The following is a 24,798-nucleotide window of genomic DNA, read 5'->3' as shown; positions in this document are numbered from 1 at the left end:
TATCTTGTGTTAAAAATCCTAAAATTTTTAAAAATACACAAGATATTGATTTTGTTATTTAATTTTATAGACTTTAAACTCTGAGTAATCGGTCTTTACTTGTTGGTAACTTTCTTTCAAGATTGTTTCTACTTCAGACCAGACTGGCACCTTGTCATTTACCACAATCACCTTGGGTTGTTTTTCTTTCAAGTCATTAAGTAACTTATTCCGATTTCCCTCAGTTGCTGTATAGTGCACGGGAGACAAAATCGCCGATGGCGACAAGCGCTCACTCTTACGATAAAGAGTCGCAGTATCATCCCATGCATAGATAGCATCTTCCGTATTTGTCTCCTCTTTTACCAAATCAGCAAGACGATTACGTTCTTGATAAGGTACCGGATAAAGGACTAACTTCATCAAAAAAGGAATAGACAAAAGATAGACAAGCCCTAAAACTGGCAGATATAGATTTCCTTTGAAGAAACGACTCCATAGACTAACTGGCGTTTCTCTTCGTCTTCGTCTAACACTACGCCCCCTCTGTTGACTCTTAATATTGGTTACCAATAAAAGTAGAAAAACAGGAAAGACGACCATCAAATAAGAAGCGTGCAGAGGCTCTTGTGAAAAGAAAAGTAAAATCAAACCTAAAATTGTCACAAGACTTGCAGGAACCGAAATGACGTATAGTTTAGAGGGTTTGGATTGAAAGAGACCTAAAAAGATACAAACCACAAATCCCAAACCAAGGGACAACAAGCCATAAAAAGCCATATTCTCTAAAATTTTAGAAGTGAAATCAAAGCGAATACTGTCAATGGGATAGCGAATACCACTAATGGCATCCCCAAAACTTCCTGTTGCAACACTATAGTAGACAGTTGGATAAAAGACAAGTGAAAAACCTAAAGCCACTGCAAGAAACTGATAAAACCCATGCACAAAGCGTCTATGCCCAAGGTTAAAGACCAACAAGCCTAAACTCACTACAGCAATAAACAGGAGCGATGCCAAGGGAGCAAAGAAAAATCCGCCCGCCAAAGCCAGCCCAATCCGTACAAATCCCTTATCATGGTTTGGATTAGCCGCAATTAAACTAAAGGCCGCGAATAAGAAGGGAAGCGCTAAAAGAGTCGCATAACCTCCACCAAACGCAAGACCTGTAACTAGCATATAAAAAATAGTCACCACTTGTCCAGCTTGGTCTCCTTGCTCTGTCAAGGTGTCCGCTGATCTAAAAAGGAAAAATCCGCCTGCTACCAAGGCTAACCACTCAAAGATGGCAAAGAAAAATCCGCCCTGACTCACGTAAGTCAGCAAATAATAAAGCAAACCTTGACTTCCATAATAGTCGCTGTAAATCTTCCCTGTCTGATGAAGCGCCCAACCTGCATAAAAATCCTGCACTTCCTGTGCACTCATTAAGTCGAGTAATAGCGGTACTCCTAGAGTTATCCCCGTTACAAGCGTACTCCATAGTAAAATTTTCACCAAAGGAAGACGACTTGATTCACGATGATGCGATTCTTGTTCGATTTGGTATTCTAGAGGTTCACGATTCTCCTGATGAACTTCTTCTACTCTACCATACACACTCATATCGTTTCTCCTATTCAATTTATCTGTCTTAGTATATCAAAAAGTCCTAGGATTGTCAGCTTGCGATGGCTGTTTGAGTGATTTTTTGCATAGTTTCACAAAGGTTTCAATTTCCCGAAAGCGGTGTAAATGTGTCTGTTTAAATGACATGATATAATCCAATTCTTTCTGAGTCAGCATCGTTCCTCCTACATCTTCTTATTCGTAAAAAGCAAGAAAAAGAGGACTCGGTCATTTCCTAAGTCCTAGATTTCTTATAAGATTGGGGCGAATAACTGGGCGATTTCTTTTACAAGCTTTTGATACCAGCTCGTTTTGATAGAATGAGGATAGACTTCCTGAGAATCTGCAAATATATTTTGAAAATCTCGGGCTATTTCCATTATAGAAGGAGTTTTATAGAGTAAAACTGCATTTTCATAATGGTGTACCAAGCTTCGGTAGTCGAGATTGATCGTCCCCACCACCGCAAAATCTTCGTCTACCAACATCTGCTTACTATGAATAAAACCTGGGCTATACTCATAAATTCGAACACCAGCAGAAAGAAGGTCTGGATAAGCCCCTCTTGTGACTAACTGAATGAACTTCTTATCTGGTATGTAAGGGGTGATAATTCGAACATCGACCCCTCTCATAGCAGCATTTTTGATTGTCTCCGTTAAATCATAGTCTATGATCAAATAAGGTGTCGTAATATAAACCGATTCAGTTGCTTGATTGATCAAACTCTGATAAACCTTTTTCCCTACCTGCGTTCGAAAAATTGGCTTGGGTCCACTTCCGTATGGAATGGTTAATCCATCACTTGGGATAGAATGATTTTCTAAATGATATTGATCAAAATCACTAATCTCTCCTCGATTGATGTACCAAGTGGTTAAAAACAAGCGTGTCAGGGCTTTTACTGCTAGTCCGTCTAAGCGAATTCCACTATCCTTCCAATAACCAAATCTCTCGACGTGGTTAATGTACTCATCTGCCAGATTGACCCCACCAGTATAGGCTATCTGACCATCAACAATCAATATTTTTCTATGATCTCTGTTATTATAGGCCACTGTCAAACGAGGAATAACTTTATTGAATTTATGGGCCTCGATGCCCAGCTGACGAAGTCGATGTGCATAATCTCCTGTTAAAGTAGCCATACAGCCGATATCATCATAGAGCAGTTTAACCTCAACTCCTTGAGCGACCTTTTGCTCTAGTATATCTAGTATGCGATTCCACATCAAACCTTCTTCTATAATGTAATATTCCAAGAAAATAAATTTTTCAGCCTTTTTAAGATCTTCTACCATCTTTTTCCACATAGCTTCTCCGTTAGGAAAAAATGTAGAGGCAGTTTGATCATAGACATCGGCATTGGTATCCATACTCAATAAGGACTTGATGACGCCATATGCCGCCTTGTCACTTTCTTTTAATTCCTCTTTTAGTAGCTGGCTATTTGCTTCTTGGAAATGCATGGAGTCTAGCTTCTTCAGTTGTTTGATTTCTTTTTTGGACAATCTCCTCTCACCAAACATCAGATAGAGCAAGGGGCCAAATACTGGCACAAAGGCTACTAACAACCAGGTTACCTTATTCTCAGGAGTCGTATTACGGTTGACTATCGAAATGATTGTAATGATACTCAGTAGAATGAGGACAGTAATCCATAAAATGGGAGCCATACGTCCTAAATAAAGAAAGAGACCAAAAACCAGACAAAGTTCAAGTAGCATAATCGAAAGACTAAAGCCATACTTGGACATCAATAATTGAAATTTCCTATATTTCATATCCCCTCCTTGATAGTTTGAATGCTAAAAACAAGTAATTGATACTAGTATAACTCAGCTATTCGACAGAAGGCAAGTATTTATGATTATTTTCTAGGTAAAAGTAAAAAGGATGAAAAATCCAGCCTTTTCTACTTGCATAGTCTTATTTAGTTAAAACGATTTGGTCCGATGGGTCTCTATCCATATCATCTACGATGATTTGATTACCGTTTACAGTGTAAATTTTGACATCATCACCAATAATCATGCGTTGATTTGCTGCATCAAATGTGACCTGTTTGACTTTCTGATCCCCGTCAGATTCGAGCTCAGTCCATGTACCAGTCGTTCCAGTGACCACTAAAGTGATACGGTCTCCGTCATCTTGGCCTGTATAAGTCTCATCAATATCAGTCGGTTGAGCCTCAGGTGCATTTTGTGAAGAACTTGTTGCTACCTGGTTTGTATTTTCTGTAGACGATGAAGCAGCAGGTTGTGATTGCTGAGTTTGTTATATTTGTGCTTGAGCTGCTGGTTGTTGAATCTGTTGAGCTCTTTGTGAACAAGCTACTACGAGACTAAGACTTGCTAGAGAAGCAAGAGAAAGTGTGAATCTTTTTAATTTCATGATGGATTTCCTTTCTACTACCAATTTAGAGAAATTTTCTCTAACCAGCAATTCCCCTAGTATAACAAGTTCAAAAAAGGTGGTCAATTTATCTGTTCATGCCCCAGCAGGTAGCCCCGTACTTCTGAGATAAAATAGAGAGACCCTGTAATGAATAACAAATCCTGAGCATCTGTTCTTTCTTCAAAATCGCTGATAAATTCTCGGTAAGAAGAAACTATATCGTAACCTGTCACATCCCTTTCGTCCAAAGCTCCCTGATAATCAAAGCCAGTTACCTTGAGTTCCACCTGAGGCAAATTCTCAGTCAGATAACCTAACATCCCTTGATAATCCTTCCGTTTCAAGGACCCAAAGAGGATTTGAGGACGATAGGCTTCCTGCTCTTTTTCTTTGATAAACTCAACCAAGCGAGTCAAGGCAGGGAGGTTATGAGCACCATCCAAGTAAATCTGAGGGCGAATACGCTCCAAACGCCCAGCCCAATGGGTCTTCTCCAAAGCCTGTCTTACAACCTGCTCATCAACAACTTCCTTTCCTTCTCCCATAAAGAGAAGAAATGCTTGCAACGCCAAGGCCGCATTTTCCTGCTGATAAGCTCCTTCTAAGCCTATGTTCAGCTGTGAAAGATTTAGTAAAGAGCTTGAAAAATTACCATTCAGCATTGAAAAATCTTGACCTGCCTGATAAAGATCAACAGCTAAAGAGTCTGCTTTTTTCTGACAGACAAGCCTAGCTTCTGGAGGCAATTTCGCAATCACTGCCTTCTTACCAGCCTTGAAAATACCAGCTTTCTGCTCTGCGATTGCTTCCAGACTATCACCCAAGGTTTCCTGATGGTCAAGCCCAATGGAGGTGATAACAGCAAGCTCTCCAGTTACCACATTGGTCGTGTCAAGTAAGCCGCCAATTCCCACTTCTAGTAAAACCAAATCCACTTCTTGCTCTCTAAAATAAAGAAAAGCAATCAAGGTCAGCAGTTCAAAAAAGGACAACTGATCATGGGTTTGCAGAAGCGTTTTCTCCATCTCCTTGACCTGCTCAGCCAAACGAATAAAGTCTGTGTCTGCTATAGATTGCCCATTAATGCAGATTCGATCATTGATAGAGACGATATGAGGGGAGGTAAAGGTCGCGACTTTTTTGCCATGCCCCATAAATAACTCCCTCATAAAAGCAATGGTAGATCCTTTCCCATTAGTCCCTGTTACATGGATAATAGGATAAGACTTCTCTGGATTCCCTAACAAATCCACCGCTTGCTGTATTCGGCCTAAACCTGATCGAAAATTCAAACCAATCCGACTATAAAGCCATTCTCCTACTTCAAACATACACATCTCCTTGACAAAAGTCTAATCAATTATCTAGCAAAATTCCGTAGATAACAAAAAATGAGGTCAGGATTTTCGTCCCGACCTCTCACCTGGTTAGCTAATCACTAACAACTATGAATATTAACTTGGGCTAAAACATCCACAGGACGTTCCAACTCTTCCCCATTTCTGGGAGTTGGGCTGATACAGTCTCCCAGACTACCTGCGTTTCTAATTTCTAGCGCAGGGCTAAAAACGTCCACAGGACGTTCCAACTCTTCCCCATTTCTGGGAGTTGGGCTGATACAGTCTCCCAGACTACCTGCGTTTCTAATTTCTAGCGCAGGGCTAAAAACGTCCCCCGGACGTTTTTACTCCTCCATAAAGCTGTTGAAGACTTCTTCAATCATGTTCCATTCGTCTTCTGAGTCTTCTGGGATTGGTTGCAATTCGCCTTCTGTTCCATCTTCGTTTTCGATGAATGAGTAAGCTTGGATTTCAACTTGTCCGTCTTCGTCTTCTTCTGCGTTAACTGGTACTAGAAGAACATAGTTTTTACCAAATTCTTCTTTTCCATCAATTGTCAAAAGGATTTCAAACAAGGTTTCATTTCCTTGCTCATCTACTAGTGTGATTAGTTCACGTTCTTCGTGGTCGTGGTTATGATCGTGTGACATATCCTCTCCTTTATATTAAAATTTTCTATCTAAATAATTTTGTAAAATCAGCTGAGCTGCTAACTTATCAATGACTTTCTTGCGCTTATTGCGACTGATATCTGCTTGTTCAATCAACATACGCTCAGCAGCCACTGTTGTCAAGCGTTCATCCTGATAGTCTACTGGTAAACCAAAAAACTCTTCTAGCTTTGCTCCGTAGGCTTGACTAGCTTCTACGCGCGGTCCGCTTGTATTGTTCATGTTTTTAGGCAGGCCCACTACAAATCGTTCCACCTTGTAAGTATCAACCAGCTCCTTAACGCGGTCAAAACCAAATTGGCCTTGCTCCTCATTGATTTGGATGATTTCAAGCCCTTGAGCTGTAAAACCGAGCGGATCGCTAATGGCCACCCCTACCGTTTTTGAACCGACGTCCAATCCCATAATTCTCATAGGTTACAGATCGACTCCTTGTCCTTTAAGGTAGTAGCGAACCAATTCCTCAACGATTTCATCACGCTCATACTTACGGATTTGATTTCGTGCATTATTATAACGAGGAACGTAGGCAGGGTCTCCACTCAATACGTAACCTACGATTTGGTTAATTGGGTTGTAGCCCTTATCGTTCAACGAAGCATAAACATCTGTCAAAGTTTCGGTAATTTCTTTTTTATTGGAATCGTCCAATTTAAAACGTACGGTTTCTTCAGTAAATCCCATTCTAACACCCTCTTTCCTTAGAATAGTACCATTATAGCATAATTCCTTACCTTCTACAATTCAGGCAGTTTATTTATTTGGATTTTCTATTGTTCTGTCGCACCATTTGCCAATCTGTCTGAAATATATTTGCTTGGTTCATTCTTCAAAAGATTTTCTAAGCCAATATTCTTCAAATATTCTAACTGAGAAGCCTTCTTGACATCCAAAACTTGAAAATCAAAACCAGTCGTTGTTTGAAGTTCTGTTGCACTCAATAGTTTTGTTTCAAGCTTAAATCCTGCTAATTTACGAGCTTCTATGATGGAGTCGTCTTTCTCTTCCGCCTCGAGAAGAGCTTTTTGAGTTTCCTCCACTCCATGTTGGTCAATGTAGGTCTTCAGCTCATCTGAGACTGGACGCTTTTGTTGGATAGTTAGACTCAAAAAAATCTTGTCTTTGTAAGTAATGGTTTGGATCTGCTGGCTACCATCATCTGACTTGGGCAAGACCAAAGTCTTGGTTACAACTGTATTCTTCTCAGCATTTTCAATAACTGGCAATGCCGACTGAAGCGTATCTTTTTCTGTTTTTGTAGCTGGTCCAGTTTCTTTTTTCTGTCCGCAACCAACCAGGACAAAAAGGAAAGCTAGACTAACAAGAACTATTTTTTTCATTTCTTTCTTCTTTCTTTTTGAAATTAAAATAGAATAAGACTGGGAATTGCTCCCAGCCTTGATGTTTATAGAGCTGCACGCAAACGTGCTTCTGCATTTTCTACATTACGGACAGAGCGTGGTAGGAAGGCACGAATATCGTCTTCCTTATAGCCAACTTGCAGGCGTTTTTCATCTACAAGGATTGGGCTCTTTAAAATTCTAGGTGTTTCCATAATCAGATTGAGGACTTCGTTAACACTCAAATCTTCAATATCCACTCCAAGGGCTTTGGCATAGCGATTTTTAGATGAGACGATACTGGCTATTCCGTTATCTGTTTTGGTTAGAATATCCAGTAATTCTTCTCGCGTAATTCCTTCTTTACCAAGGTTTTGTTCTTTATAACTTAACTGGTGGGCATTAAGCCAGGTTTTTGCTTTTTTACAGCTAGTACAACTTGAGACTGTATAAATTTTAATCATGTACCTACCCCTTTCGCTACATGTTACTATCAGTTTAGTCTATTATACCATAAAAAACATCCGACTTGCGACCTATTTTTAATTTTTTTTGACTTTTTTCGTCATTTTCGTACTTTTTTCTTGACAAACAACTAAATGACTATCAACTCTTTTGGAGCTAGGGTCAATAATTCACAACCTGTCTCTGTAATCAGGATATCATCCTCGATACGAACGCCATATTTGCCTTCGATATAGATACCTGGTTCATCGGTCAAGGCCATACCTGCCTTAATAGTTTCTGTAGAAGTTTGGCTAAAGTAAGGCTCTTCATGGATATCCAGTCCAATACCGTGTCCGATACCGTGGGTAAAGTAGTCACCATAGCCTGCCTCGATGATAATATCACGAGGAATTTTGTCAAAGTCACGGAAACCTAAGCCAGCCTTAGCCTGTTCAATCAAGGCTTGGTTAGCTTTTAGAACTGTATTGTAAATCTCTGCTTGCTCGTCGCTGACATGCCCCAGATAGATAGTCCGTGTCATATCACTGACACAGTGGTCATAGAGACAGCCGAAGTCCATGGTAATAGCTTCTCCTAGCTCCACTGGTTTGTGCATAGGATGGGCATGGGGTTTGGAAGAGTTGATACCGCTAGCTAGGATAGTGTCAAAAGACAAGCCAGATGCTCCCAACTCACGCATACGGAAGTCAAGGAAGTTGGCTATTTCAATCTCTGTCTTTCCTGGTTTGATAAAGTCAAGCGCATCGCGGAAAGCTTGGTCTGAGATAGAACAAGCCTTACGAATAGCTGCAATCTCCGCTTCATCCTTAATCATTCGAAGACCTTCGACAAACTGAGTTTGTGGAAGCAAGTCAATTCCTTCAAAGGCGGCCTGCATACGGTGGTAATAAGAAACTGAAATCTCATCTTCAAAACCGATTCGAGACAAGCCCATGTCCTTAACAATGCCTGCAATGACAGCCAATTCATCACGGTCAGCCACAATCTCAAAACCACTGGTTTCTTGCTTGGCTGCAATGATATAGCGAGAGTCTGTCACCAAGACCTGACGGTCACGGCTGATAAAGACTGTTCCGTTTGAGCCCCAAAAACCAGTCAGGTAATAGACGTTTTTAAGGTTATTGATGATGATACCATCTAGTTCTTTTTCTTGCATTTTAGCTAGAAATGCTTGTACACGTTTATTCATGATGTAACTTTCCTTTCAAATAATGTCCTGTGTAGCTGGCTTCCTTGGCCGCTACTTCTTCTGGAGTTCCTGTTGCGATGATGGTTCCACCGCCGACACCGCCTTCAGGACCCAAGTCAATAATATGGTCTGCTGTCTTGATGACATCCAGATTGTGCTCAATAACAAGGACTGTATTACCGTCGTCTACAAAGCGAGCTAAAACCTTAAGCAAGCGAGCAATATCCTCGGTATGAAGACCTGTCGTCGGCTCATCCAGAATATAGAAAGATTTTCCTGTCGATCGTTTGTGAAGTTCACTAGCCAACTTCATACGCTGGGCTTCTCCTCCAGAAAGGGTGGTAGCTGGTTGCCCTAGCGTCACATATCCCAGTCCCACATCCTTGATGGTCTGAAGTTTGCGCTGAATCTTTGGAATGTGTTGGAAGAATTCTACCGCATCGTTGACGGTCATATCCAAGACCTGCGAGATATTTTTTTCCTTGTAGTGGACTTCTAGGGTTTCACTGTTGTAACGGGTTCCGTGGCAAACTTCACAAGCCACATAAACATCTGGCAAGAAGTGCATCTCAATCTTGATGATCCCATCGCCTGAACAGGCTTCACAGCGACCACCCTTGACGTTGAAACTGAAACGGCCCTTCTTGTAGCCTCGAATCTTGGCTTCGTTTGTCTGGGCAAAAAGGTCACGTATATCGTCAAAAACTCCTGTATAGGTAGCAGGGTTAGACCTTGGCGTTCGTCCGATAGGGCTCTGGTCAATGTCAATCAATCGGTCTACATGCTCAATCCCTGTAATAGTCTTAAATTTACCAGGCTTGTCTGAATTACGGTTGAGCTTCTGGGCAATGGCTTTTTTGAGGATGCTGTTGATCAAGGTAGACTTGCCTGAGCCCGACACCCCTGTCACTGCGATGAATTTTCCTAGTGGGAAGCGAGCAGTAACATTTTGCAAGTTGTTCTCACGCGCTCCTGTCACCTCGATAAAACGACCATTTCCGAAACGGCGCTCTTCTGGTACTGGAATGGCACGTTTACCTGACAAGTACTGGCCTGTGATAGACTTACTGTTACGAGCTACCTGCTTGGGCGTACCTGCAGCAACAATCTCTCCACCAAAAACACCGGCACCGGGACCAACGTCAATCAGATAATCAGCCTCACGCATGGTATCTTCGTCGTGTTCCACCACGATGAGAGTATTGCCCAAGTCACGCATCTTTTTGAGACTAGCAATCAGACGGTCATTATCCCTCTGGTGGAGACCGATTGACGGCTCATCCAATATATAGAGGACGCCTGATAGGTTAGAACCAATCTGGGTTGCCAAGCGAATACGCTGGCTTTCCCCACCTGAAAGAGTTCCTGCTGAACGTGACAGGGTTAGATAGTTAAGACCCACGTTATTAAGGAAGGTCAAACGATCCTTGATTTCCTTGAGAATGGGACGAGCAATGATGGCTTCATTTTCAGATAGAGTCAACTGGCTTACCAAGTCCAAGTGGTCTGCGATAGACAGATCTGAAATTTCTCCGATATGTGGTCCTTGCTGGCCACCAACACGGACAGACAAGGCCTGGTCATTGAGACGGTAACCACGACAAGTTCCGCAGGTCAACTCATTCATGTAAAGGCGCATCTGAGTGCGAGTGTAATCGCTGTTTGTCTCGTGATAGCGACGCTTGATATTATTAACAACTCCCTCAAAAGGAATGTCAATATCGCGCACACCGCCAAATTCATTTTCATAGTGGAAATGGAATTCCTTGCCACCTGACCCATAGAGAATCAAGTTCTTATCTTCTTCTGACAAGTCCTCAAAAGGCTTATCCATATCCACTACAAAAGCTGTCATAGCCTGCTCTAGCATGTTTGGATAGTAGTTGGATGAGATAGGATTCCAAGGTGCTAGCGCCCCCTCACGTAAGGTTTTGCTGGCATCTGGCACCACCAAATCAGTATCCACCTCCAGCTTGATACCCAAACCATCACACTCACTACAAGAACCAAAAGGAGCATTGAATGAGAAGAGACGTGGCTCTAACTCTGGAACAGTAAAGCCACAAACTGGACAGGCATAATGCTCAGAGAAGAGCAACTCCGAATCGTCCATAGTGTCGATAATGACATAGCCTTCTGTAATACGAAGGGCAGCCTCAATGGAATCAAAGAGACGACTACGGATACCCTCCTTGATAACGATACGGTCAACCACGACATCAATATTGTGTTGCTTGCTCTTAGACAAGTCTGGCACTTCGGTCACATCATAGACTTCCCCATCCACACGGACACGGACATAACCGTCTTTCTGAACTTTCTCTATAACACTCTTATGTTGGCCTTTTTTCTTGCGGATGACTGGGGCTAAGATTTGCAGGCGCTGGCGTTCTGGCAACTCTAAGACCTTATCCACGATTTGCTCCACAGAAGAAGCTTTAATAGCTCCATGACCGTTGATACAGTAAGGCGTCCCCACACGTGCGTAGAGGAGACGCAGATAGTCATTGATTTCAGTCGTGGTCCCCACCGTCGAGCGAGGGTTTTTGCTAGTCGTTTTCTGATCGATGGAAATAGCTGGGCTGAGGCCATCAATGGCATCTACATCAGGCTTCTCCATATTTCCCAAAAACTGGCGAGCGTAGGCTGACAAACTCTCCACATAGCGACGTTGTCCCTCTGCATAAAGGGTGTCAAAGGCCAGACTGGATTTCCCTGAACCTGACAAACCAGTCACTACAACCAGCTTGTCCCGCGGAATCTCCACATCAATATTTTTTAAATTATGGGCACGCGCCCCATGAATGACAATTTTATCTTGCATCTTTGTTCTTTCTAGTCCATTATTGCTTACCATTATACCAAAAAAAGTGAGATTCTATTACCCAAAAGGCTGAATTTGTAGTATAATAAAAAACTTCTTATTTTATGTTTCCTTAGGGCTTCCTAACCCTTATATCACGCGCTTTTTAATAAAAATTACTAACATTACTTTTTACTACTTGCTCCCCCAAAGTACGCAAAAAGGGGAGCAAAAAAGCCCCACAAAAGGGCTAAGATTTGACGAGTTCAGCAGGCAAGAAACTAGCACGGTCAAACGTGCTTTTTTTATTGCTGGTTGCTGATAGGTATATTATACCATGAAGCGCGTGGTTTATAAGATTATGACCTCACAAAAGCCCCTAGATTTGTTTCTAAGGGCTTCTAGTTTATCCGTGGTGTTTTAGTTGTCCAGTACGAAACCAAGCGAAATAGGGGGCGAATATGAAGCCTCAGCCTACATTTGCCAACATTTACGCTTCTAATTCTTGTAGTAAGGTTAAATCTAAATCATCAAGGTCAACATCTATTTCAAAATCTATGTTTAAATCTATGTTTAAATCTATGTCTATATCCATGTTTAAATCTATCTCCATATCCTCTAATTGGATATTCTCCAAATCAATCAAAAAATCTTCAATCATGTCATTCCCCCTCACTTAAATCTCAACATTTCTCAACAAAACACCACAAACGCCTACCTATATACTTCTAGTTCTCCGTTCTGGTGGATTCTCGCAAAGTTTAAGACGGCCATCTGTTTGTATCGGTGGTAGCTAGTGGAGCTAGTACCTGCCATCTCTACGCATTCACTCATTGTTTTCTTCCTCATGTAGCAATAATGGATAATAAAGTATTTTCTGGCTCGTTTGTTCTCTATACTGTTGATGTCTTGGGCGAATATCTCCAATCCCTCACGGATTGCTTTTTCATGCTCACCGCTCAAATTCCACTGATCAGGTAAGATAAGTTCCCAAGCCTCTTCATCTATCGTAACTTGGTTTTCACTTCCTGCCATCCTCTGGAATCGTAGAAAGTAAGTCATCCGCTTTCTGACGTTCATCATCGTTTTAAACTTATCCAGCTCCATTAGTTCGCTCCTTTGTGGTATAATTAGTCTAAAGAGAAGTGAGGTAGAGATGATAGTGTCGCTACGCAACTTCATAGTATGAGATGACGGGACAGGCACACCGTCCACTACTCTTTAGCGCTTAGATTGTTCTAGGCGTTTTTTTGTGCTCACCTATTACCCCACATTTGCTAAGTGTTCTATGGCTTTTTGCCTTACTCGATATACCGAGGCTGTAGATACACCTATTTCCTCAGCAACTTGCCAAGCGTCAAGAATATTCAAGTAGAACAGCCTGAGAACAGAACGCTCAAGCGGATTGGCCAGCTTATCGATCAGCCTAGATATTTCCATTCTCTCTTCAGTAAGTCGCTCAATTCTCTGTAAAGTGTCCTCTTTTAGTTTTAGAACGCTTATAAGGTTATTCTCTGCTGTATTTACCCTGCTTGTTTGTACTCTAGTAGTGCTCAGTTCTTGCTTTTTGATAATACCACTTTCTAAAGCTGCAAGCTCCAAATATAAGCCTTCTATTTCTTTATTGATCCACTTAACGCCCTCTAGTTTTTCTTTTACCTGCTCTGGTGTCATGCCTTGGTCTCCTGTGTGATATAATATTATTGAGATTATAGCTGAGGCGGAGCGCCTTGGCTTTTTTCGTTTTCTCTATGTTCGCTCTTAGTTCAAGCCTATTCTCCATTCCATTTGATAGGCAATTAAGGGACGTTTTTATCTCTCTTATCTCCTTGTCATTCTGCAAGCAATTAAGAAGGCTTATTGTCGTCCTTATCTGCCTATCATTCTGCAAGGAGTAGATCCGAAATAAGAGGGCTAAAAACTTCGCTTATCTGCTTGTCATTTCTCAGGGAGTTAAGGAGGGTTTTTATTGCTCTTATCTGCTTGATAAATGATAGGGGGATATAGCCACTTTCTCGGCGTTCGCTCGGAGTTCAAGTATATACACCCTTACCATTCCTCTGGTTCGCTAAACATACTTTCAGGCAAGCCACAAACTAATACAAGATACTGACACGCGCTATAATCTACCCAAAGCGCTCCATCTTCAGAATGGTTAAAATACTTGTCTGGTAGTGTTCCAAGATATGCACCATTTTTATATATAGATACCCCACCTTCTCGGCTTGGTAACAGTCCAGTATATCCTCTGCGTAGTCCATGCTTCAAAGCGTTGCTATTGCCATATTTGGGCTTTCTATTGCCCTTGTTGCCTTTTGCTACTTGATTGCCCGGCAAAAACCTCCCTTGGCTATCGCGCTCCATATTTCCCCCTTATACGGTGTTCGTTTGGTAAATTACACACTACTTCATATTGTCTCACAATCTCGAACCATTCAGCCAAAATCTATCCCCTTTTTTAGTATACTTCAAAAACTTCTTATAGTGCTTATGATACCTGTCACGCTTCATATACTTTGGTCTTTCAGGGAAACTATCAAACATATATCCACCACGTCTAGGACTCCACCCTGGTTCTACCTTTCTAGCTTCCCTAAGCGCAAGCTCCCAGTAATATTGGCAATCCGTTTTACTGCGGTTCAGAGTGCTCTTGTGGATATCTAGACAAGTACCGCAACTAAAATATAAATACCGTTTATAAAGCAACCTGCACCGTCTACCACAATCAGGGCAAAGAAAGAAATAGCGATTACCTCCCTTAGTTCCTGCCATTCTGTCTAATTCAAATGACTCTCCACCAAAATCAATCATTAAATTATCCAAATCAATCTCTAAACGTTGACCGTCCAACTCAGCTATACCCTTAGATATTCCTCTCAGCTTCATTGGTTTAGTGATTGTTTCTATTGCTAACCGCTTCATTATTTCCCCCTATATGGAAAAACCCAAAACTATTGACTTGATAGCAAAAAGGGGATTGCTCCCCTGTGTTCTACTTCAAATGCTCTGTATAACCAGCAAGGCCTTTATATTCGCCCTCTACGTCCAACTTTTGGAGTAGGCTAATACTTTCATCGCCTAGCTTTTCCAGCGTACCAAAAGCAGTCATAGAGTCCATAGGAATAGGCTTATCAGAAAGCAAGCGATCAGCATAGTCTAATAGTTCCAGCTCGTAGTTTGTGACCTTATTCAGTAAACTTTCAAAGTCCTCTGACTCTTTGAGTTGAAGCACGCGCTCCCGTTTGTAACGTTCCTCAAATGCTTCATCGTCCACTGGTTGGTTGTAGTAGTCTTTAAAACTGTCACAAATACGCTTGAAGGTCTTGTTTAGTTTCTTATCCTCCACATACTCAGCGACAAGCGTCCCTTTATCCTTGTGAGTTATTGAAATAGATGGTACTTCATAAGTCCCAGTCATATATCCCAGTAGCGCGTGACCTGCTACCATAGCAGTATCTAGGTCTTTAAATTCGTAAGTGAAAGTAAATGTTTTGGCTTTATCTGAAAATGTTTTTAATGTCATGTTGTTTTTCCTCTTTCTGTTTTAAGGGTGTCACTAGTAGTTACACCATTGCAAGGGGGTCGGTACTATCTACCCCATTTTGTTATCTGTACAATACCAATACGACAGCCACCGAAGCGAACGGTTCACTGGTGGTATTACCAGAGATTTTAATATCCACCACTTCAACAGTCGCCATGAAGTCGTTGACCTCTTTCTCAAAATCTTCTTTGTTCCAATATCGTTCAGTATACTTAAAAAGTTGTAATGTCATGTTGTTTTTCTTTCAATCTTTTAATTGAGTATCGCTTATCCTTGATAGTAAATGACTTGAAAAAATTACCCTCTAGGCCTGTTCTAACACGGCTGGCCACTCTGTCACTATACATACTAGTAATTTCTGAGTTACTCAAATTTGTAGTAATAATAGTCTTGTCTCGATTACTGAGAATATCAAAAATAAACTCTTCTTCCCAGAATGATTTACCTTTACTACTAGCGTTGTCCGATTTTATACCTAAATCATCAAGTACCAGGTAATCAACCTCTTTTAGCATTCTTGAGTAGTACCCCTCTAGACTAGTAGGAGAGTTAAAGCTCTCTCTAACTCGTCTAAGGATTTCTGTTAGATTGACAAATAACACGCTTTTAGGCTCTCCTTTGGCCTTGTAGCCCTCGTTTATAGCTTTAGCAATAGCTACGCTCAAATGGCTTTTCCCTATGCCTGTAGATCCTGTAAAAAGGGTATTCCCTGTCACACCGTCCAGGTATTTATCTACCTGCTCCCTAGCAAATGCTAATAGTTGCTTTTCCTCGGCTGTTTCAGCTATGAAATTCTCAAAGCTAGCCTCTTTAAGCTCTCTAGGGATTGTACTATCTCGCATAAGTACATTATAGGTCTTTAGGTAGATCTCAGCATTCAAGCTATTATCTACTCCTTCCCTATCCTGTCTCTCTATTAGTTCCTTTGTGCATTCAGGACAAAACTCTTGTATACTTCGTTCCTTACTGCCTCTTATCGGTGTGGATATTTTCCAATAATTGACTTTGTGTATTTCACACACTTTGTCGCTAATTTTCCTGTTGTTATATTGCTCAAAATTATTTTCCATGGCTCCACCTCCTAGAATGGGTTTTCTTCTGTTCGTGTTTTAAGCCATTCCTCACGGTTAACAGGCTCCGCTTGCTTAGGAGATTGTTTCCTAGCTTCACGCACTGCAAAGCTATTTCTAACAAGTTCAACCGTCAATAAGTTGTCCTGTTTCCAACGGTTAAGAATTGCCTTGATATATGCAAAGTTAGCTTTTCCCTGACTGACAGCCTCTTTTAACGCCTCATGAATAAGCTCGGGGCTAAAATCTTCTAGCATATACTGCAAGTCTTGAATCTGTAACGGTGATAATGCTTTACCTATCTCAGCTTCAAAAGATTTATAGATATTTATAAAGTCTTGATTGAGGGTAGAGGGTGTGGGTGATTGTTCTTTATCTACTTCTACCTCTAACTCTTTCTCTATCTCTATCTCTATCTCTGTCTTACATGTAGTTAACAATGTAAGATTGTCAGATGACATTGTAAGATTTTCCTTTTGTTCTCGTTGCTGTTTCCGATATTCTCGCATGTATGCTGCTTGGTTGGTTTCCTGCTGTACCAAGGCTTTTGCCTGCGGTAGTTCTGCGTTTTTATCTTCATCAACTTGTATTAGACCACACTTAGTAAAGTATGCCATGGTCATATCTATATCATCTTCCGATACGTCTAATTTTAGGGCTAACTCTTCCTTGAGATTGTCAAAGTAACCCTCATAGTATAAAATACAGTCACTTTCTAAGCTCTCTAGCATGAGCCTAATATAAATCACCGTCATAGTGTACCCACCAGGTACCGTTTTTAGTCTCTTGATAAAAATATTATCAAAAAATTTCTTATCAATTTTTAGCCAAAAATATATTTTAGTTTTTGCCATTCTCCACCCCCAGAAACTTCCAGATGTCCGTAACTTTGTAATAGATTTTCCTAGTATCTTCTAGTGGGGGCTGGTATCGTCTTAGCCCTGCTTTTTCCCACTTTTGGAGCGTCAAATATTTTATATCTAACTCGTCCATGACTTCCTGAGCTGATATTAAGCCTGTCAGTCGTGGTTTGAGTCTGTCACGCGCTTCAAGGTATCTTTCCACTACCTCCAGAATGCCATGCGCTAAGTCTTGCTCACTTTCTCGGCTTAGGCTAAACATATCCGCCCACCTCCTTCAAGGTTTCTTTGTAGCTTTCTAGGTCGCTGTTCATCAACACTGCTAGTCGCTTGCTCTCCTCCTGTACTTGGTTGTAAAATGCCTTAGCGCCATCTAGTAGTTCGCCTTTATTCGCTGGGATAAAGTACCCACTAAAAATACCACATCTAACCCCCACAATAGGGATGTTATGCTTGACTACTAGGCGCTTGATGATGTCACGTACTGTTCTTTCTGTTAGCTTAGTTATAAGGCTGATTTCTGCCCCTGTTATGGAGTTCTCAGCCCCTACCTTGATTAGTCTTAATACTCGTTTGTCATTCTCTGATAGACTCATTCTGTTCCTCCTCTCCTTTGCTTTTATTCAAAAAGGTTATTTGTCCGCTCGCTACCCCTTGCAAAATATCTTTTTGAGTTTCTATGATTGTATCCAAGGTTTTCAAAATAGCTGTCTTACTCTCTAAATCCAGCGTTTGTTTTGTCAACAAGCCCATAGTTACAGCTAACTTTGTTGCATTGTCCATACACGTAGCTAGAAAAATATCTTTAGTAAAATAAGGTTCATCTGGTATTTTTTCACTATCAAGGTATATCTTCACTGTGTAACTCATTTCATTCCTCCGTAAACTCTTACCCCTGCAAGCTGGATATATCGCCCATAATCACGGTTTAAATCCTCGCTAGGTGTTTCTATCGTCTGTTGGTTTTCTCGCTCAAATTGGGCGCTTTTTTTGCGGTCTCGGTGGTTTAGATAGACCAGTAAGCCAATCAGTACCACCATAAAGACAACCGCTTGTGTATTGCTTAAATCAAGTTCATTCATTGCTCTTCTCTCCATTCCTTAGCCATTCTATAAAGTAAGCTATCATCTTCATTTTCCAATCTTGCCAAGTCTTGCTTTATCAACTCCAGCACATACTCACTAACTGCCATGTAAGTTGCTTTATGGTTTATAGTTTTCATGGTCTTATATAAGGCTTGTTCTAATACTGTGTATCTGGTATTTAAAAACCGTCCTACTCTTTGGAAATGTTTCCCAATAGATATATTAAAATCAACACCATCCAACCGATAAAGCAAGTTATGAATGTTCGCTCTGATAAGTTCGTCATGGCTTTCTGTTACTTTTTTCCAGTTGGATGCTTCACTATTGGTTGATACCACTAAAAGATCTATCTCTCTTAAAATCCCCTTGTATTTTTCATCTATTTCATGATAGGTTTCGCTTCCATCTAGGGCATAGCTTTTACGGATTCGTTCCAATTCCTCAGCATGACGATATAAACCAGTTCCGTATAAGTCCTCAATCTCCAGTGTTATATTATCTATTTTCATCTTTCTCTTGCTCCAATTCTCTTTGGTACATCCCGATAGCCTCGTTTAGACTTTCTCTTGTTTTTATAAGACAATCATAAGCGAGATTAAAAATGGCGCTCTGTGTGTCGTATTCCAAGGTTAAAAGCATAGTCTTCTCTTTGGTGCTTATATTTTTATTGAAAAAGTGAAAAGTAGCGTCCAAGGCGTTTTCAGCGGTGTTAAGTCCTAAAGTTAAGTTATCTAGTTCATCTAAAATATTTCTCAAATCTTCTTTTGTCATTGTTTTTTCCTCCGTTGGCCTTTTAATTGTCGTTTACTATCCAGGATATCCTCACACTCAAGATTGCCGTCGGAGAGTGTGGGGATTTTTGAGTTGTTTCTTATAACGTTAATCCTCACGCTCTGAGTAGCCAAATTGAAAGCGTGAGAAAGTACCAGTTTTAAGAGTTGGCGCTCTCCGTATGGTCAAATTGCCCTAAATATGCTATAATCTAGGTATAAATCTTTACTAAAACCTCTTTGATAATAGCTTGCCTGCTTTTTGTTAAATTCGTTTTAGTGTTAGTGTGAAAGGCTTTGCTGATTGGTCTCGGTAAGCCTTTTTTGTTGCTCTCACGCGCTTCTTTGGCGTGTTTTTTTATTTCTGAATGCCATAGCTTTGATTTCCTGATAACTCATATTCAAGCCAATCATGGCTATTACCATATCCTCAAATGCCTGGTATTGCTCTAGCTCGTCACTGGTCAAGCTATCGATGCCATTATAGCCCCCACGTTCTTCCCTTAACTGCTTAGCGTTCCTGTCAGTTACTGCTTTCAGTAGCAAGTTGTTCATGGTGCTGTGTGCATGTTTGGGTGCATTCCTCCAAGTCTCTATACTGTCATGCAGTGTTTTTCTTTTTGGCTTTTCTAGCGCCCTCTGCATACGAAACTTAGAAAGTTCCTCACGCATTTCAAAGAATGCTTTGACTAGGTTCATCTTAAAACGCCTTACTGGTTCGGTGTTCTTTAAGTAAGTGATCAGCAAAGTAGCTTGTTGTTCATTTAAGCGATAGATTTTCATTGGTCGCCCTCGCCCATCTAATTTACGGATTTCAAATCCGATTATTCCGTAGCTTTCAAAATCCTCTTGATGATTTCTTATTAAGCTTTGTACTGTATCGTGTTTAACCTCAGCGCATTCAGCAATGATCTCGCTTGTAGTATACGGCTCTTTCTTGCCGTCCATGTAAACAATGTTCATGGTGTCCCTCCTAATCTTCAACGGTAAGTAGTTCGTCAATGGTAACGCCTAGATACTCGGCTACCTTTTGCAAGGTTTCAATATCTGGGCGCTTTGTGCGTTCATAGTATAGTGATATGAGTGCGCTTTTTGATATGCCTGTTGCCTTGTGAACGTCACTAACTTTTTTACGTTGTTTTGCTAATATGACACGAAAATTATTGTTCATATCGTCAACCCCTCTCGTTATTATTCTATGCAATAATTATCGCATAGAATAATAATAACCAATAAAAAATAAATTGTCAACAAAAAAATTATTCTTTGCGATAATTTTTTATTGTGTATTTCAGAAGATAATTGTAAAATGTATCTAAGGAGGGATGGTTGTGATAAAAAATAATTTAGCAAATATCTTGAAGACAAAAGAAAAAACAGCTGCATGGCTATCAGTTAAAACTGGAATAACTCCAGCAGCCTTGTCTAAAATTGTTAATAACAGCAGTACAAAAATAGATTACATAACATTAAATAAAATTTGTTTGGCGCTAAAAATAGAACCAAAGGATTTTTTTGACTTTTTACCCTATGATTACGAAGTAGAAAGTATATACGATAATAAAGATATAAAAGTTTCTCTAAAATCATTTGAATTAGATGAAAAGCCTAACAGTTCTCAAATAGAGAGTTTGGATTTTTATCAGCATCAAGCAGATAATATAGATATTGAAGTTAGTTGTGATTTTGGGTTAGAAGTTAATTTTATGAATACCCCAATGGGAGATAATTTTAGTATCTGGTATATTTCAGCTTACTTTTATGATTTGGATTATAATTCATTTACTGTTAGCATAGATATTGATGATGATAGTATAGGCTTTCTAAAAAAATACATTGCACCATATGATAAGGGCGAATTATTTAAAATAATTAAGCGTGAAATAATTTCAAAAATTCAATCCAATTATTTCGATTGGTTCGAAAATCAATATGGAAAAGTTAGTAAAGAAGAATATGGATTTTTAAAATCATTAAATTGGTGGATTGGTGAAGGTACTCAGGATTACAAAGTGAATGATGAAGATATTCAAATAATGATTGATATTGAAAAGAAAGACTAACCCACGCGCCACAATGTTCAACAATCCTGAAGCGCGTGCTTTCTCGTGGTTCGCTCGTGCTTCAACTAAAAACCCCATTGTTGAGCATTTTGTTGATGTCAACAAATGTCAACTACTCACAATATTTTAGAAAGGATCTCATGAACGAATTACAATTCTTAATCTATACCGCTGATAACGATAGCGAGACAGCTAGTGTCATCATCAAAGGCGAAACTATCTGGACTAGTCAGAAAGAAATGGCTAGACTTTTTGACGTCGGTGTTCCTGCAATTAGTAAACACCTAAAAAATATCTTTGAAGAGGGCGAATTAGAAGAAAAAGCAACTATTTCCAAAATGGAAACAGTTCAAATAGAGGGTAGTCGTGAAGTTGTCCGCCAAGTTGATTTCTACAATCTTGATGCCATCATTTCAGTTGGTTACCGTGTCAATTCCCAAAAAGCTACGAGATTTAGACAGTGGGCTACTTCGGTACTTCGTGAGTACATGATAAAAGGGTTCGCCATGGATGACAACCGTCTGAAACAAGGCGAAAACTTGCTGGAAAAAGACTATTTCCGTGAGCTGTTGGAGCGCGTGCGCTCTATCCGGGCTAGTGAACGCCGTATATGGTTACAGATTACAGATATTTTTGCTGAAATCTCTATCGACTATGACCCACAAAGTACGTTGACTAAGCAATTCTATGCTGATGTACAGAATAAGTTTCATTATGCAATCACTGGCCAAACTGCTGCAGAAATTATCTACACGAAAGCTGACCACACAAAAGACAACATGGGACTTACAACATGGAAAAACTCCCCTAATGGCCGCATACTGCAAGCAGATACTCAAATAGCAAAGAATTACCTTTCAGAAACAGAAATCCGTTCCCTTGAAAGAGGAATATCTAGCTATTTTGATTACCTGGAAAGACAGATAGAACAGCGAAAAGCTCAGACAATGCAACAACTAGCCCAAAGTATTGGCCGCTTTTTGACTTTCCAAGAATACGATATTTTAGAAGGTCATGGGAAAATCACTTCCAAGGTTGCGAAAGATAAAGCAAAAGCAGAATACCAACTATTCAACAAAACTCAAAAGATAAACTCGGACTTTGAAAAAACTTTAAAACAGCTAACTGACGATAAAAAACTTTAAATACAAGCCTGTTTACTATAAACAAGCCCATATTAGCCCCATATCCGCCTTGTTTCCAACTCTGGTATTATTTACCGTCTGACTCTTTAAAATCGAATACAGGGCAAACTATGAAGCCCTAGCATGATATAAAACCTTTTTGATAATGGCTTGCCTGCTGATGTATTTTAGAAAGGTTTATCATCATGAAAATAACTGAAGTTATAAAAAAAGACGGTAGTAAAGTCTATCGTGCTAATGTATATCTAGGAGTTGACCAGGTAACAGGAAAGAAAGTAAAAACCAAAGTAACAGGTCGGACACAAAAGGAAGTTAAGCAGAAAGCCAATCAAGAAAAAATAGCTTTTCAAAAAGCAGGATCCACTAGACAAAAGGCTAGCACCATAAAAAACTATCAAGAATTAGCCAATCTCTGGTTAGAAAGTTATAAGAACACGGTTAAGCCAAACACTCAAGGCAATGTTAGAAAGCTAATTGATAATCATATATTGCCTATTTTTGGGGCTTACAAGCTCGATAAGCTCACTACTCCACTTATCCAGTCAATTATCAACGAACTTGCTGACAAGACTAATAGAGGGGAAAAAGGGGCTTTTCTACATTATGACAAGATACACGCTTTAAACAAACGTATCTTACAGTATGGCGTAACCATGCAGGCTATACCGTCCAATCCTGCGCGTGATGTGGTTTTACCTCGTAACACTCAGAAAGCAAAGCGGAAAAAAGTAAAGCACTTTGAAAATCAAGAACTAAAAAAGTTTCTTGGTTATCTCGATAATTTAGATAGCGATAGATATCGTTACTACTATGAGACAACGCTCTATAAGTTCCTATTGGCTACTGGTTGCCGTATCAATGAAGCTTTAGCTCTTTCCTGGTCTGATATAGATTTAGATAATGCCGTGGTACATGTTACCAAAACACTAAATCGTGATTTAGAAATTAATAGCCCAAAATCTAAGGCTAGTTATCGGGATATAGATATAGATCAAGCGACTGTTAGCATGCTAAAGCAGTACAAACTGCGCCAAACTAAAGAGGCCTGGAAGATAGGGCAACGTGAAAGCGTGGTATTTTCTGATTTCATTCATGAGTATCCTAGCAGTTCAAGACTTAAAAGAAGATTGCAAACACATTTTAAGCGTGCTGATGTTCCTAACATTGGATTTCACGGATTCCGTCACACTCACGCTAGTCTCTTGCTTAACTCTGGAATACCATACAAAGAACTCCAGTACCGCCTAGGTCATTCCACTTTATCAATGACCATGGATATATATAGCCACCTCTCAAAAGAGAACGCAAAAAAAGCAGTATCATTCTACGAAACTGCACTAAAAGCACTATAGGGGGAGCAAAAAGGGGAGCAAATTTAAAAATCAACATTTCAAGACAAAGTAAAAATCCAATAGTAACAGGATTTTTGTTAGATTTATTTTGAAAAAGGCCGATTTTGTAGTATAATAGTACGGTGTGAAAAAATCTGAAAAATGAGAAAGGATAAGGGATATGAAACAAGTTTTTCTCTCTACAACAACTGAATTTAAAGAGATCGATACGCTTGAACCGGGTACTTGGATCAATCTCGTCAATCCGACTCAAAATGAATCACTCGAAATCGCTAACGCCTTCGATATCGATATTGCCGACCTTCGAGCACCGCTCGATGCGGAAGAAATGTCTCGTATTACGATTGAAGACGAGTACACCCTGATTATCGTTGACGTGCCGGTCACAGAAGAAAGAAATAACCGCACCTACTACGTCACCATCCCGCTTGGTATTATCATCACCGAGGAAACCATTATCACTACGTGTTTGGAACCATTACCAGTCCTTGATGTCTTTATCAACCGTCGTTTGCGTAATTTCTATACCTTCATGCGTTCACGTTTTATCTTTCAAATTCTTTATCGCAATGCAGAGCTTTACCTAACAGCCCTTCGTTCAATCGACCGCAAGAGTGAACAAATCGAAAGTCAACTGCATCAATCAACTCGTAATGAAGAATTGATTGAGCTCATGGAATTGGAAAAAACTATCGTCTATTTCAAGGCCTCCCTCAAAACAAATGAGCGCGTGATTAAGAAATTGACCAGTTCAACCAGCAATATCAAGAAATACCTTGAGGACGAAGACCTGCTTGAAGACACCCTGATTGAAACCCAACAGGCCATCGAGATGGCAGATATTTATGGAAACGTCTTGCATTCTATGACAGAGACCTTTGCCTCTATCATTTCTAACAACCAGAACAACATCATGAAAACCTTGGCCCTTGTGACCATCGTCATGTCCATCCCAACCATGGTCTTTTCTGCCTACGGTATGAACTTTAAGGATAATGAAATCCCCCTAAACGGAGAGCCAAATGCCTTCTGGTTAATCGTCTTTATCGCCTTTGCTATGAGTGTCTCGCTCATTCTCTATCTCATCCATAAAAAATGGTTCTAAGAGGAGTTC

At 40.2% G+C, this 24,798-nt stretch carries 31 protein-coding genes and 1 pseudogene; 4 read left to right on the top strand and 28 right to left on the bottom strand.

Annotated elements, in window-relative coordinates; genetic code table 11:
- Nucleotides 1-54: 54 nt before the first annotated feature.
- From HT693_RS02120 to HT693_RS01985, 28 genes and pseudogenes are all read right to left on the bottom strand, one after another.
- Nucleotides 55-1,584, bottom strand: coding sequence for a damage-inducible protein CinA (locus tag HT693_RS02120; protein ID WP_172924736.1), 1,530 nt, complete (start codon nt 1,582-1,584; stop codon nt 55-57).
- A gap of 254 nt (nt 1,585-1,838) precedes the next feature.
- The gene (cls, locus tag HT693_RS02115) at nt 1,839-3,371 is read right to left on the bottom strand and encodes a cardiolipin synthase (protein WP_172924734.1); all 1,533 of its coding nucleotides are present in this window, start codon (nt 3,369-3,371) and stop codon (nt 1,839-1,841) included.
- A gap of 145 nt (nt 3,372-3,516) precedes the next feature.
- Nucleotides 3,517-3,981, bottom strand: a pseudogene (locus HT693_RS02110) (SP_0198 family lipoprotein).
- A gap of 83 nt (nt 3,982-4,064) precedes the next feature.
- The gene (locus HT693_RS02105) at nt 4,065-5,315 is read right to left on the bottom strand and encodes a folylpolyglutamate synthase/dihydrofolate synthase family protein (protein WP_000464364.1); all 1,251 of its coding nucleotides are present in this window, start codon (nt 5,313-5,315) and stop codon (nt 4,065-4,067) included.
- Nucleotides 5,316-5,668: 353 nt separating this feature from the next.
- Nucleotides 5,669-5,974 (bottom strand): DUF1292 domain-containing protein, encoded by a 306-nt coding sequence (locus HT693_RS02100; RefSeq protein ID WP_000017620.1) that lies wholly within the window; start codon nt 5,972-5,974, stop codon nt 5,669-5,671.
- Between the two features lie 15 nt (nt 5,975-5,989).
- Complete coding sequence (gene ruvX / locus HT693_RS02095) at nt 5,990-6,409, bottom strand: Holliday junction resolvase RuvX (RefSeq protein ID WP_001808830.1); 420 nt, start codon at nt 6,407-6,409, stop codon at nt 5,990-5,992.
- Between the two features lie 3 nt (nt 6,410-6,412).
- A complete protein-coding gene (locus HT693_RS02090) occupies nt 6,413-6,679 on the bottom strand; it encodes an IreB family regulatory phosphoprotein (RefSeq protein ID WP_172924732.1) in 267 nt (88 codons plus the stop codon).
- Nucleotides 6,680-6,765: 86 nt separating this feature from the next.
- Nucleotides 6,766-7,335 carry an SP0191 family lipoprotein gene (locus HT693_RS02085; protein ID WP_000725129.1) on the bottom strand — a complete coding sequence of 190 codons (570 nt, stop codon included), beginning with the start codon at nt 7,333-7,335 and terminating at the stop codon, nt 6,766-6,768.
- 65 nt (nt 7,336-7,400) lie between these two features.
- Nucleotides 7,401-7,799 carry a transcriptional regulator Spx gene (gene spx / locus HT693_RS02080; RefSeq protein WP_000591165.1) on the bottom strand — a complete coding sequence of 133 codons (399 nt, stop codon included), beginning with the start codon at nt 7,797-7,799 and terminating at the stop codon, nt 7,401-7,403.
- 131 nt (nt 7,800-7,930) lie between these two features.
- Nucleotides 7,931-8,992, bottom strand: a complete 1,062-nt coding sequence (locus tag HT693_RS02075) for a Xaa-Pro peptidase family protein (protein WP_172924730.1) — start codon at nt 8,990-8,992, stop codon at nt 7,931-7,933.
- Nucleotides 8,985-11,816, bottom strand: a complete 2,832-nt coding sequence (uvrA, locus tag HT693_RS02070) for an excinuclease ABC subunit UvrA (RefSeq protein ID WP_172924728.1) — start codon at nt 11,814-11,816, stop codon at nt 8,985-8,987. Before uvrA ends, HT693_RS02075 begins: the two co-directional genes overlap by 8 nt.
- Before the next feature lie 469 nt (nt 11,817-12,285).
- A complete protein-coding gene (locus tag HT693_RS02065; protein WP_171035922.1) occupies nt 12,286-12,456 on the bottom strand; it encodes a hypothetical protein in 171 nt (56 codons plus the stop codon).
- A gap of 53 nt (nt 12,457-12,509) precedes the next feature.
- Complete coding sequence (locus HT693_RS02060) at nt 12,510-12,902, bottom strand: transcriptional regulator (RefSeq protein WP_138704602.1); 393 nt, start codon at nt 12,900-12,902, stop codon at nt 12,510-12,512.
- 156 nt (nt 12,903-13,058) lie between these two features.
- Nucleotides 13,059-13,469 carry a DUF1492 domain-containing protein gene (locus tag HT693_RS02055; RefSeq protein ID WP_050222802.1) on the bottom strand — a complete coding sequence of 137 codons (411 nt, stop codon included), beginning with the start codon at nt 13,467-13,469 and terminating at the stop codon, nt 13,059-13,061.
- A gap of 375 nt (nt 13,470-13,844) precedes the next feature.
- Nucleotides 13,845-14,159: a hypothetical protein gene (locus tag HT693_RS02050; RefSeq protein WP_045605141.1), complete on the bottom strand. Its 315-nt coding sequence runs from the start codon at nt 14,157-14,159 to the stop codon at nt 13,845-13,847.
- A gap of 54 nt (nt 14,160-14,213) precedes the next feature.
- Nucleotides 14,214-14,717: a hypothetical protein gene (locus tag HT693_RS02045; RefSeq protein WP_050222801.1), complete on the bottom strand. Its 504-nt coding sequence runs from the start codon at nt 14,715-14,717 to the stop codon at nt 14,214-14,216.
- 70 nt (nt 14,718-14,787) lie between these two features.
- Nucleotides 14,788-15,318 (bottom strand): hypothetical protein, encoded by a 531-nt coding sequence (locus HT693_RS02040; RefSeq protein ID WP_050222800.1) that lies wholly within the window; start codon nt 15,316-15,318, stop codon nt 14,788-14,790.
- 82 nt (nt 15,319-15,400) lie between these two features.
- The gene (locus HT693_RS02035; protein ID WP_078929750.1) at nt 15,401-15,571 is read right to left on the bottom strand and encodes a hypothetical protein; all 171 of its coding nucleotides are present in this window, start codon (nt 15,569-15,571) and stop codon (nt 15,401-15,403) included.
- Nucleotides 15,552-16,409, bottom strand: coding sequence for a DnaA/Hda family protein (locus HT693_RS02030; protein ID WP_050222799.1), 858 nt, complete (start codon nt 16,407-16,409; stop codon nt 15,552-15,554). The genes HT693_RS02035 and HT693_RS02030 overlap by 20 nt, the downstream gene beginning before the upstream one ends.
- Before the next feature lie 11 nt (nt 16,410-16,420).
- A complete protein-coding gene (locus tag HT693_RS02025; RefSeq protein ID WP_138704601.1) occupies nt 16,421-17,263 on the bottom strand; it encodes a DnaD domain protein in 843 nt (280 codons plus the stop codon).
- The gene (locus tag HT693_RS02020; protein ID WP_050222797.1) at nt 17,250-17,531 is read right to left on the bottom strand and encodes a hypothetical protein; all 282 of its coding nucleotides are present in this window, start codon (nt 17,529-17,531) and stop codon (nt 17,250-17,252) included. Before HT693_RS02020 ends, HT693_RS02025 begins: the two co-directional genes overlap by 14 nt.
- Nucleotides 17,524-17,865 (bottom strand): DNA-binding phage protein, encoded by a 342-nt coding sequence (locus HT693_RS02015; RefSeq protein WP_049543979.1) that lies wholly within the window; start codon nt 17,863-17,865, stop codon nt 17,524-17,526. Before HT693_RS02015 ends, HT693_RS02020 begins: the two co-directional genes overlap by 8 nt.
- Nucleotides 17,846-18,139, bottom strand: a complete 294-nt coding sequence (locus tag HT693_RS02010) for a hypothetical protein (protein ID WP_138704600.1) — start codon at nt 18,137-18,139, stop codon at nt 17,846-17,848. Before HT693_RS02010 ends, HT693_RS02015 begins: the two co-directional genes overlap by 20 nt.
- Nucleotides 18,136-18,351 (bottom strand): hypothetical protein, encoded by a 216-nt coding sequence (locus HT693_RS02005; protein ID WP_138704624.1) that lies wholly within the window; start codon nt 18,349-18,351, stop codon nt 18,136-18,138. Before HT693_RS02005 ends, HT693_RS02010 begins: the two co-directional genes overlap by 4 nt.
- Complete coding sequence (locus tag HT693_RS02000) at nt 18,348-18,863, bottom strand: hypothetical protein (RefSeq protein ID WP_138704599.1); 516 nt, start codon at nt 18,861-18,863, stop codon at nt 18,348-18,350. Before HT693_RS02000 ends, HT693_RS02005 begins: the two co-directional genes overlap by 4 nt.
- Nucleotides 18,850-19,125 (bottom strand): hypothetical protein, encoded by a 276-nt coding sequence (locus HT693_RS01995; protein ID WP_050222793.1) that lies wholly within the window; start codon nt 19,123-19,125, stop codon nt 18,850-18,852. The genes HT693_RS02000 and HT693_RS01995 overlap by 14 nt, the downstream gene beginning before the upstream one ends.
- Before the next feature lie 332 nt (nt 19,126-19,457).
- Nucleotides 19,458-20,087 carry a Rha family transcriptional regulator gene (locus HT693_RS01990; protein ID WP_138704598.1) on the bottom strand — a complete coding sequence of 210 codons (630 nt, stop codon included), beginning with the start codon at nt 20,085-20,087 and terminating at the stop codon, nt 19,458-19,460.
- Between the two features lie 10 nt (nt 20,088-20,097).
- On the bottom strand, nt 20,098-20,295 hold the full coding sequence (locus tag HT693_RS01985; RefSeq protein ID WP_084889433.1) for a helix-turn-helix transcriptional regulator: 198 nt from the start codon (nt 20,293-20,295) through the stop codon (nt 20,098-20,100).
- A gap of 154 nt (nt 20,296-20,449) precedes the next feature.
- Here HT693_RS01985 and HT693_RS01980 point away from each other — a divergent pair, with 154 nt between their 5' ends.
- The 4 genes from HT693_RS01980 (at nt 20,450) to HT693_RS01965 (ending at nt 24,789) form a co-directional block, all read left to right on the top strand.
- Nucleotides 20,450-21,187, top strand: coding sequence for a helix-turn-helix transcriptional regulator (locus HT693_RS01980; RefSeq protein ID WP_049531948.1), 738 nt, complete (start codon nt 20,450-20,452; stop codon nt 21,185-21,187).
- A gap of 140 nt (nt 21,188-21,327) precedes the next feature.
- A complete protein-coding gene (locus HT693_RS01975; protein ID WP_138704597.1) occupies nt 21,328-22,332 on the top strand; it encodes a virulence RhuM family protein in 1,005 nt (334 codons plus the stop codon).
- A 185-nt stretch (nt 22,333-22,517) separates the two neighbouring features.
- Nucleotides 22,518-23,684 carry a site-specific integrase gene (locus tag HT693_RS01970; RefSeq protein WP_138704596.1) on the top strand — a complete coding sequence of 389 codons (1,167 nt, stop codon included), beginning with the start codon at nt 22,518-22,520 and terminating at the stop codon, nt 23,682-23,684.
- 160 nt (nt 23,685-23,844) lie between these two features.
- Nucleotides 23,845-24,789, top strand: coding sequence for a magnesium transporter CorA family protein (locus HT693_RS01965; protein WP_172924726.1), 945 nt, complete (start codon nt 23,845-23,847; stop codon nt 24,787-24,789).
- Nucleotides 24,790-24,798: the final 9 nt, after the last annotated feature.

The organism is Streptococcus sp. 2154, assembly GCF_013277255.1.
Classification (GTDB): domain Bacteria; phylum Bacillota; class Bacilli; order Lactobacillales; family Streptococcaceae; genus Streptococcus; species Streptococcus pseudopneumoniae.
The sequence above is the reverse complement of the archived record's forward strand: the minus strand, read 5'-3'. Positions and strand labels throughout refer to the sequence as shown.

Coding starts and splice junctions, on each gene's coding strand:
- HT693_RS02120 (WP_172924736.1), bottom strand. CDS start 1,584: ATGAGTGTGTATGGTAGAGTAGAAGAAGTTCATCAGGAGAATCGTGAA.
- cls (WP_172924734.1), bottom strand. CDS start 3,371: ATGAAATATAGGAAATTTCAATTATTGATGTCCAAGTATGGCTTTAGT.
- HT693_RS02105 (WP_000464364.1), bottom strand. CDS start 5,315: ATGTTTGAAGTAGGAGAATGGCTTTATAGTCGGATTGGTTTGAATTTT.
- HT693_RS02100 (WP_000017620.1), bottom strand. CDS start 5,974: ATGTCACACGATCATAACCACGACCACGAAGAACGTGAACTAATCACA.
- ruvX (WP_001808830.1), bottom strand. CDS start 6,409: ATGAGAATTATGGGATTGGACGTCGGTTCAAAAACGGTAGGGGTGGCC.
- HT693_RS02090 (WP_172924732.1), bottom strand. CDS start 6,679: ATGGGATTTACTGAAGAAACCGTACGTTTTAAATTGGACGATTCCAAT.
- HT693_RS02085 (WP_000725129.1), bottom strand. CDS start 7,335: ATGAAAAAAATAGTTCTTGTTAGTCTAGCTTTCCTTTTTGTCCTGGTT.
- spx (WP_000591165.1), bottom strand. CDS start 7,799: ATGATTAAAATTTATACAGTCTCAAGTTGTACTAGCTGTAAAAAAGCA.
- HT693_RS02075 (WP_172924730.1), bottom strand. CDS start 8,992: ATGAATAAACGTGTACAAGCATTTCTAGCTAAAATGCAAGAAAAAGAA.
- uvrA (WP_172924728.1), bottom strand. CDS start 11,816: ATGCAAGATAAAATTGTCATTCATGGGGCGCGTGCCCATAATTTAAAA.
- HT693_RS02065 (WP_171035922.1), bottom strand. CDS start 12,456: ATGATTGAAGATTTTTTGATTGATTTGGAGAATATCCAATTAGAGGAT.
- HT693_RS02060 (WP_138704602.1), bottom strand. CDS start 12,902: ATGGAGCTGGATAAGTTTAAAACGATGATGAACGTCAGAAAGCGGATG.
- HT693_RS02055 (WP_050222802.1), bottom strand. CDS start 13,469: ATGACACCAGAGCAGGTAAAAGAAAAACTAGAGGGCGTTAAGTGGATC.
- HT693_RS02050 (WP_045605141.1), bottom strand. CDS start 14,159: ATGGAGCGCGATAGCCAAGGGAGGTTTTTGCCGGGCAATCAAGTAGCA.
- HT693_RS02045 (WP_050222801.1), bottom strand. CDS start 14,717: ATGAAGCGGTTAGCAATAGAAACAATCACTAAACCAATGAAGCTGAGA.
- HT693_RS02040 (WP_050222800.1), bottom strand. CDS start 15,318: ATGACATTAAAAACATTTTCAGATAAAGCCAAAACATTTACTTTCACT.
- HT693_RS02035 (WP_078929750.1), bottom strand. CDS start 15,571: ATGACATTACAACTTTTTAAGTATACTGAACGATATTGGAACAAAGAA.
- HT693_RS02030 (WP_050222799.1), bottom strand. CDS start 16,409: ATGGAAAATAATTTTGAGCAATATAACAACAGGAAAATTAGCGACAAA.
- HT693_RS02025 (WP_138704601.1), bottom strand. CDS start 17,263: ATGGCAAAAACTAAAATATATTTTTGGCTAAAAATTGATAAGAAATTT.
- HT693_RS02020 (WP_050222797.1), bottom strand. CDS start 17,531: ATGTTTAGCCTAAGCCGAGAAAGTGAGCAAGACTTAGCGCATGGCATT.
- HT693_RS02015 (WP_049543979.1), bottom strand. CDS start 17,865: ATGAGTCTATCAGAGAATGACAAACGAGTATTAAGACTAATCAAGGTA.
- HT693_RS02010 (WP_138704600.1), bottom strand. CDS start 18,139: ATGAGTTACACAGTGAAGATATACCTTGATAGTGAAAAAATACCAGAT.
- HT693_RS02005 (WP_138704624.1), bottom strand. CDS start 18,351: ATGAATGAACTTGATTTAAGCAATACACAAGCGGTTGTCTTTATGGTG.
- HT693_RS02000 (WP_138704599.1), bottom strand. CDS start 18,863: ATGAAAATAGATAATATAACACTGGAGATTGAGGACTTATACGGAACT.
- HT693_RS01995 (WP_050222793.1), bottom strand. CDS start 19,125: ATGACAAAAGAAGATTTGAGAAATATTTTAGATGAACTAGATAACTTA.
- HT693_RS01990 (WP_138704598.1), bottom strand. CDS start 20,087: ATGAACATTGTTTACATGGACGGCAAGAAAGAGCCGTATACTACAAGC.
- HT693_RS01985 (WP_084889433.1), bottom strand. CDS start 20,295: ATGAACAATAATTTTCGTGTCATATTAGCAAAACAACGTAAAAAAGTT.
- HT693_RS01980 (WP_049531948.1), top strand. CDS start 20,450: ATGGTTGTGATAAAAAATAATTTAGCAAATATCTTGAAGACAAAAGAA.
- HT693_RS01975 (WP_138704597.1), top strand. CDS start 21,328: ATGAACGAATTACAATTCTTAATCTATACCGCTGATAACGATAGCGAG.
- HT693_RS01970 (WP_138704596.1), top strand. CDS start 22,518: ATGAAAATAACTGAAGTTATAAAAAAAGACGGTAGTAAAGTCTATCGT.
- HT693_RS01965 (WP_172924726.1), top strand. CDS start 23,845: ATGAAACAAGTTTTTCTCTCTACAACAACTGAATTTAAAGAGATCGAT.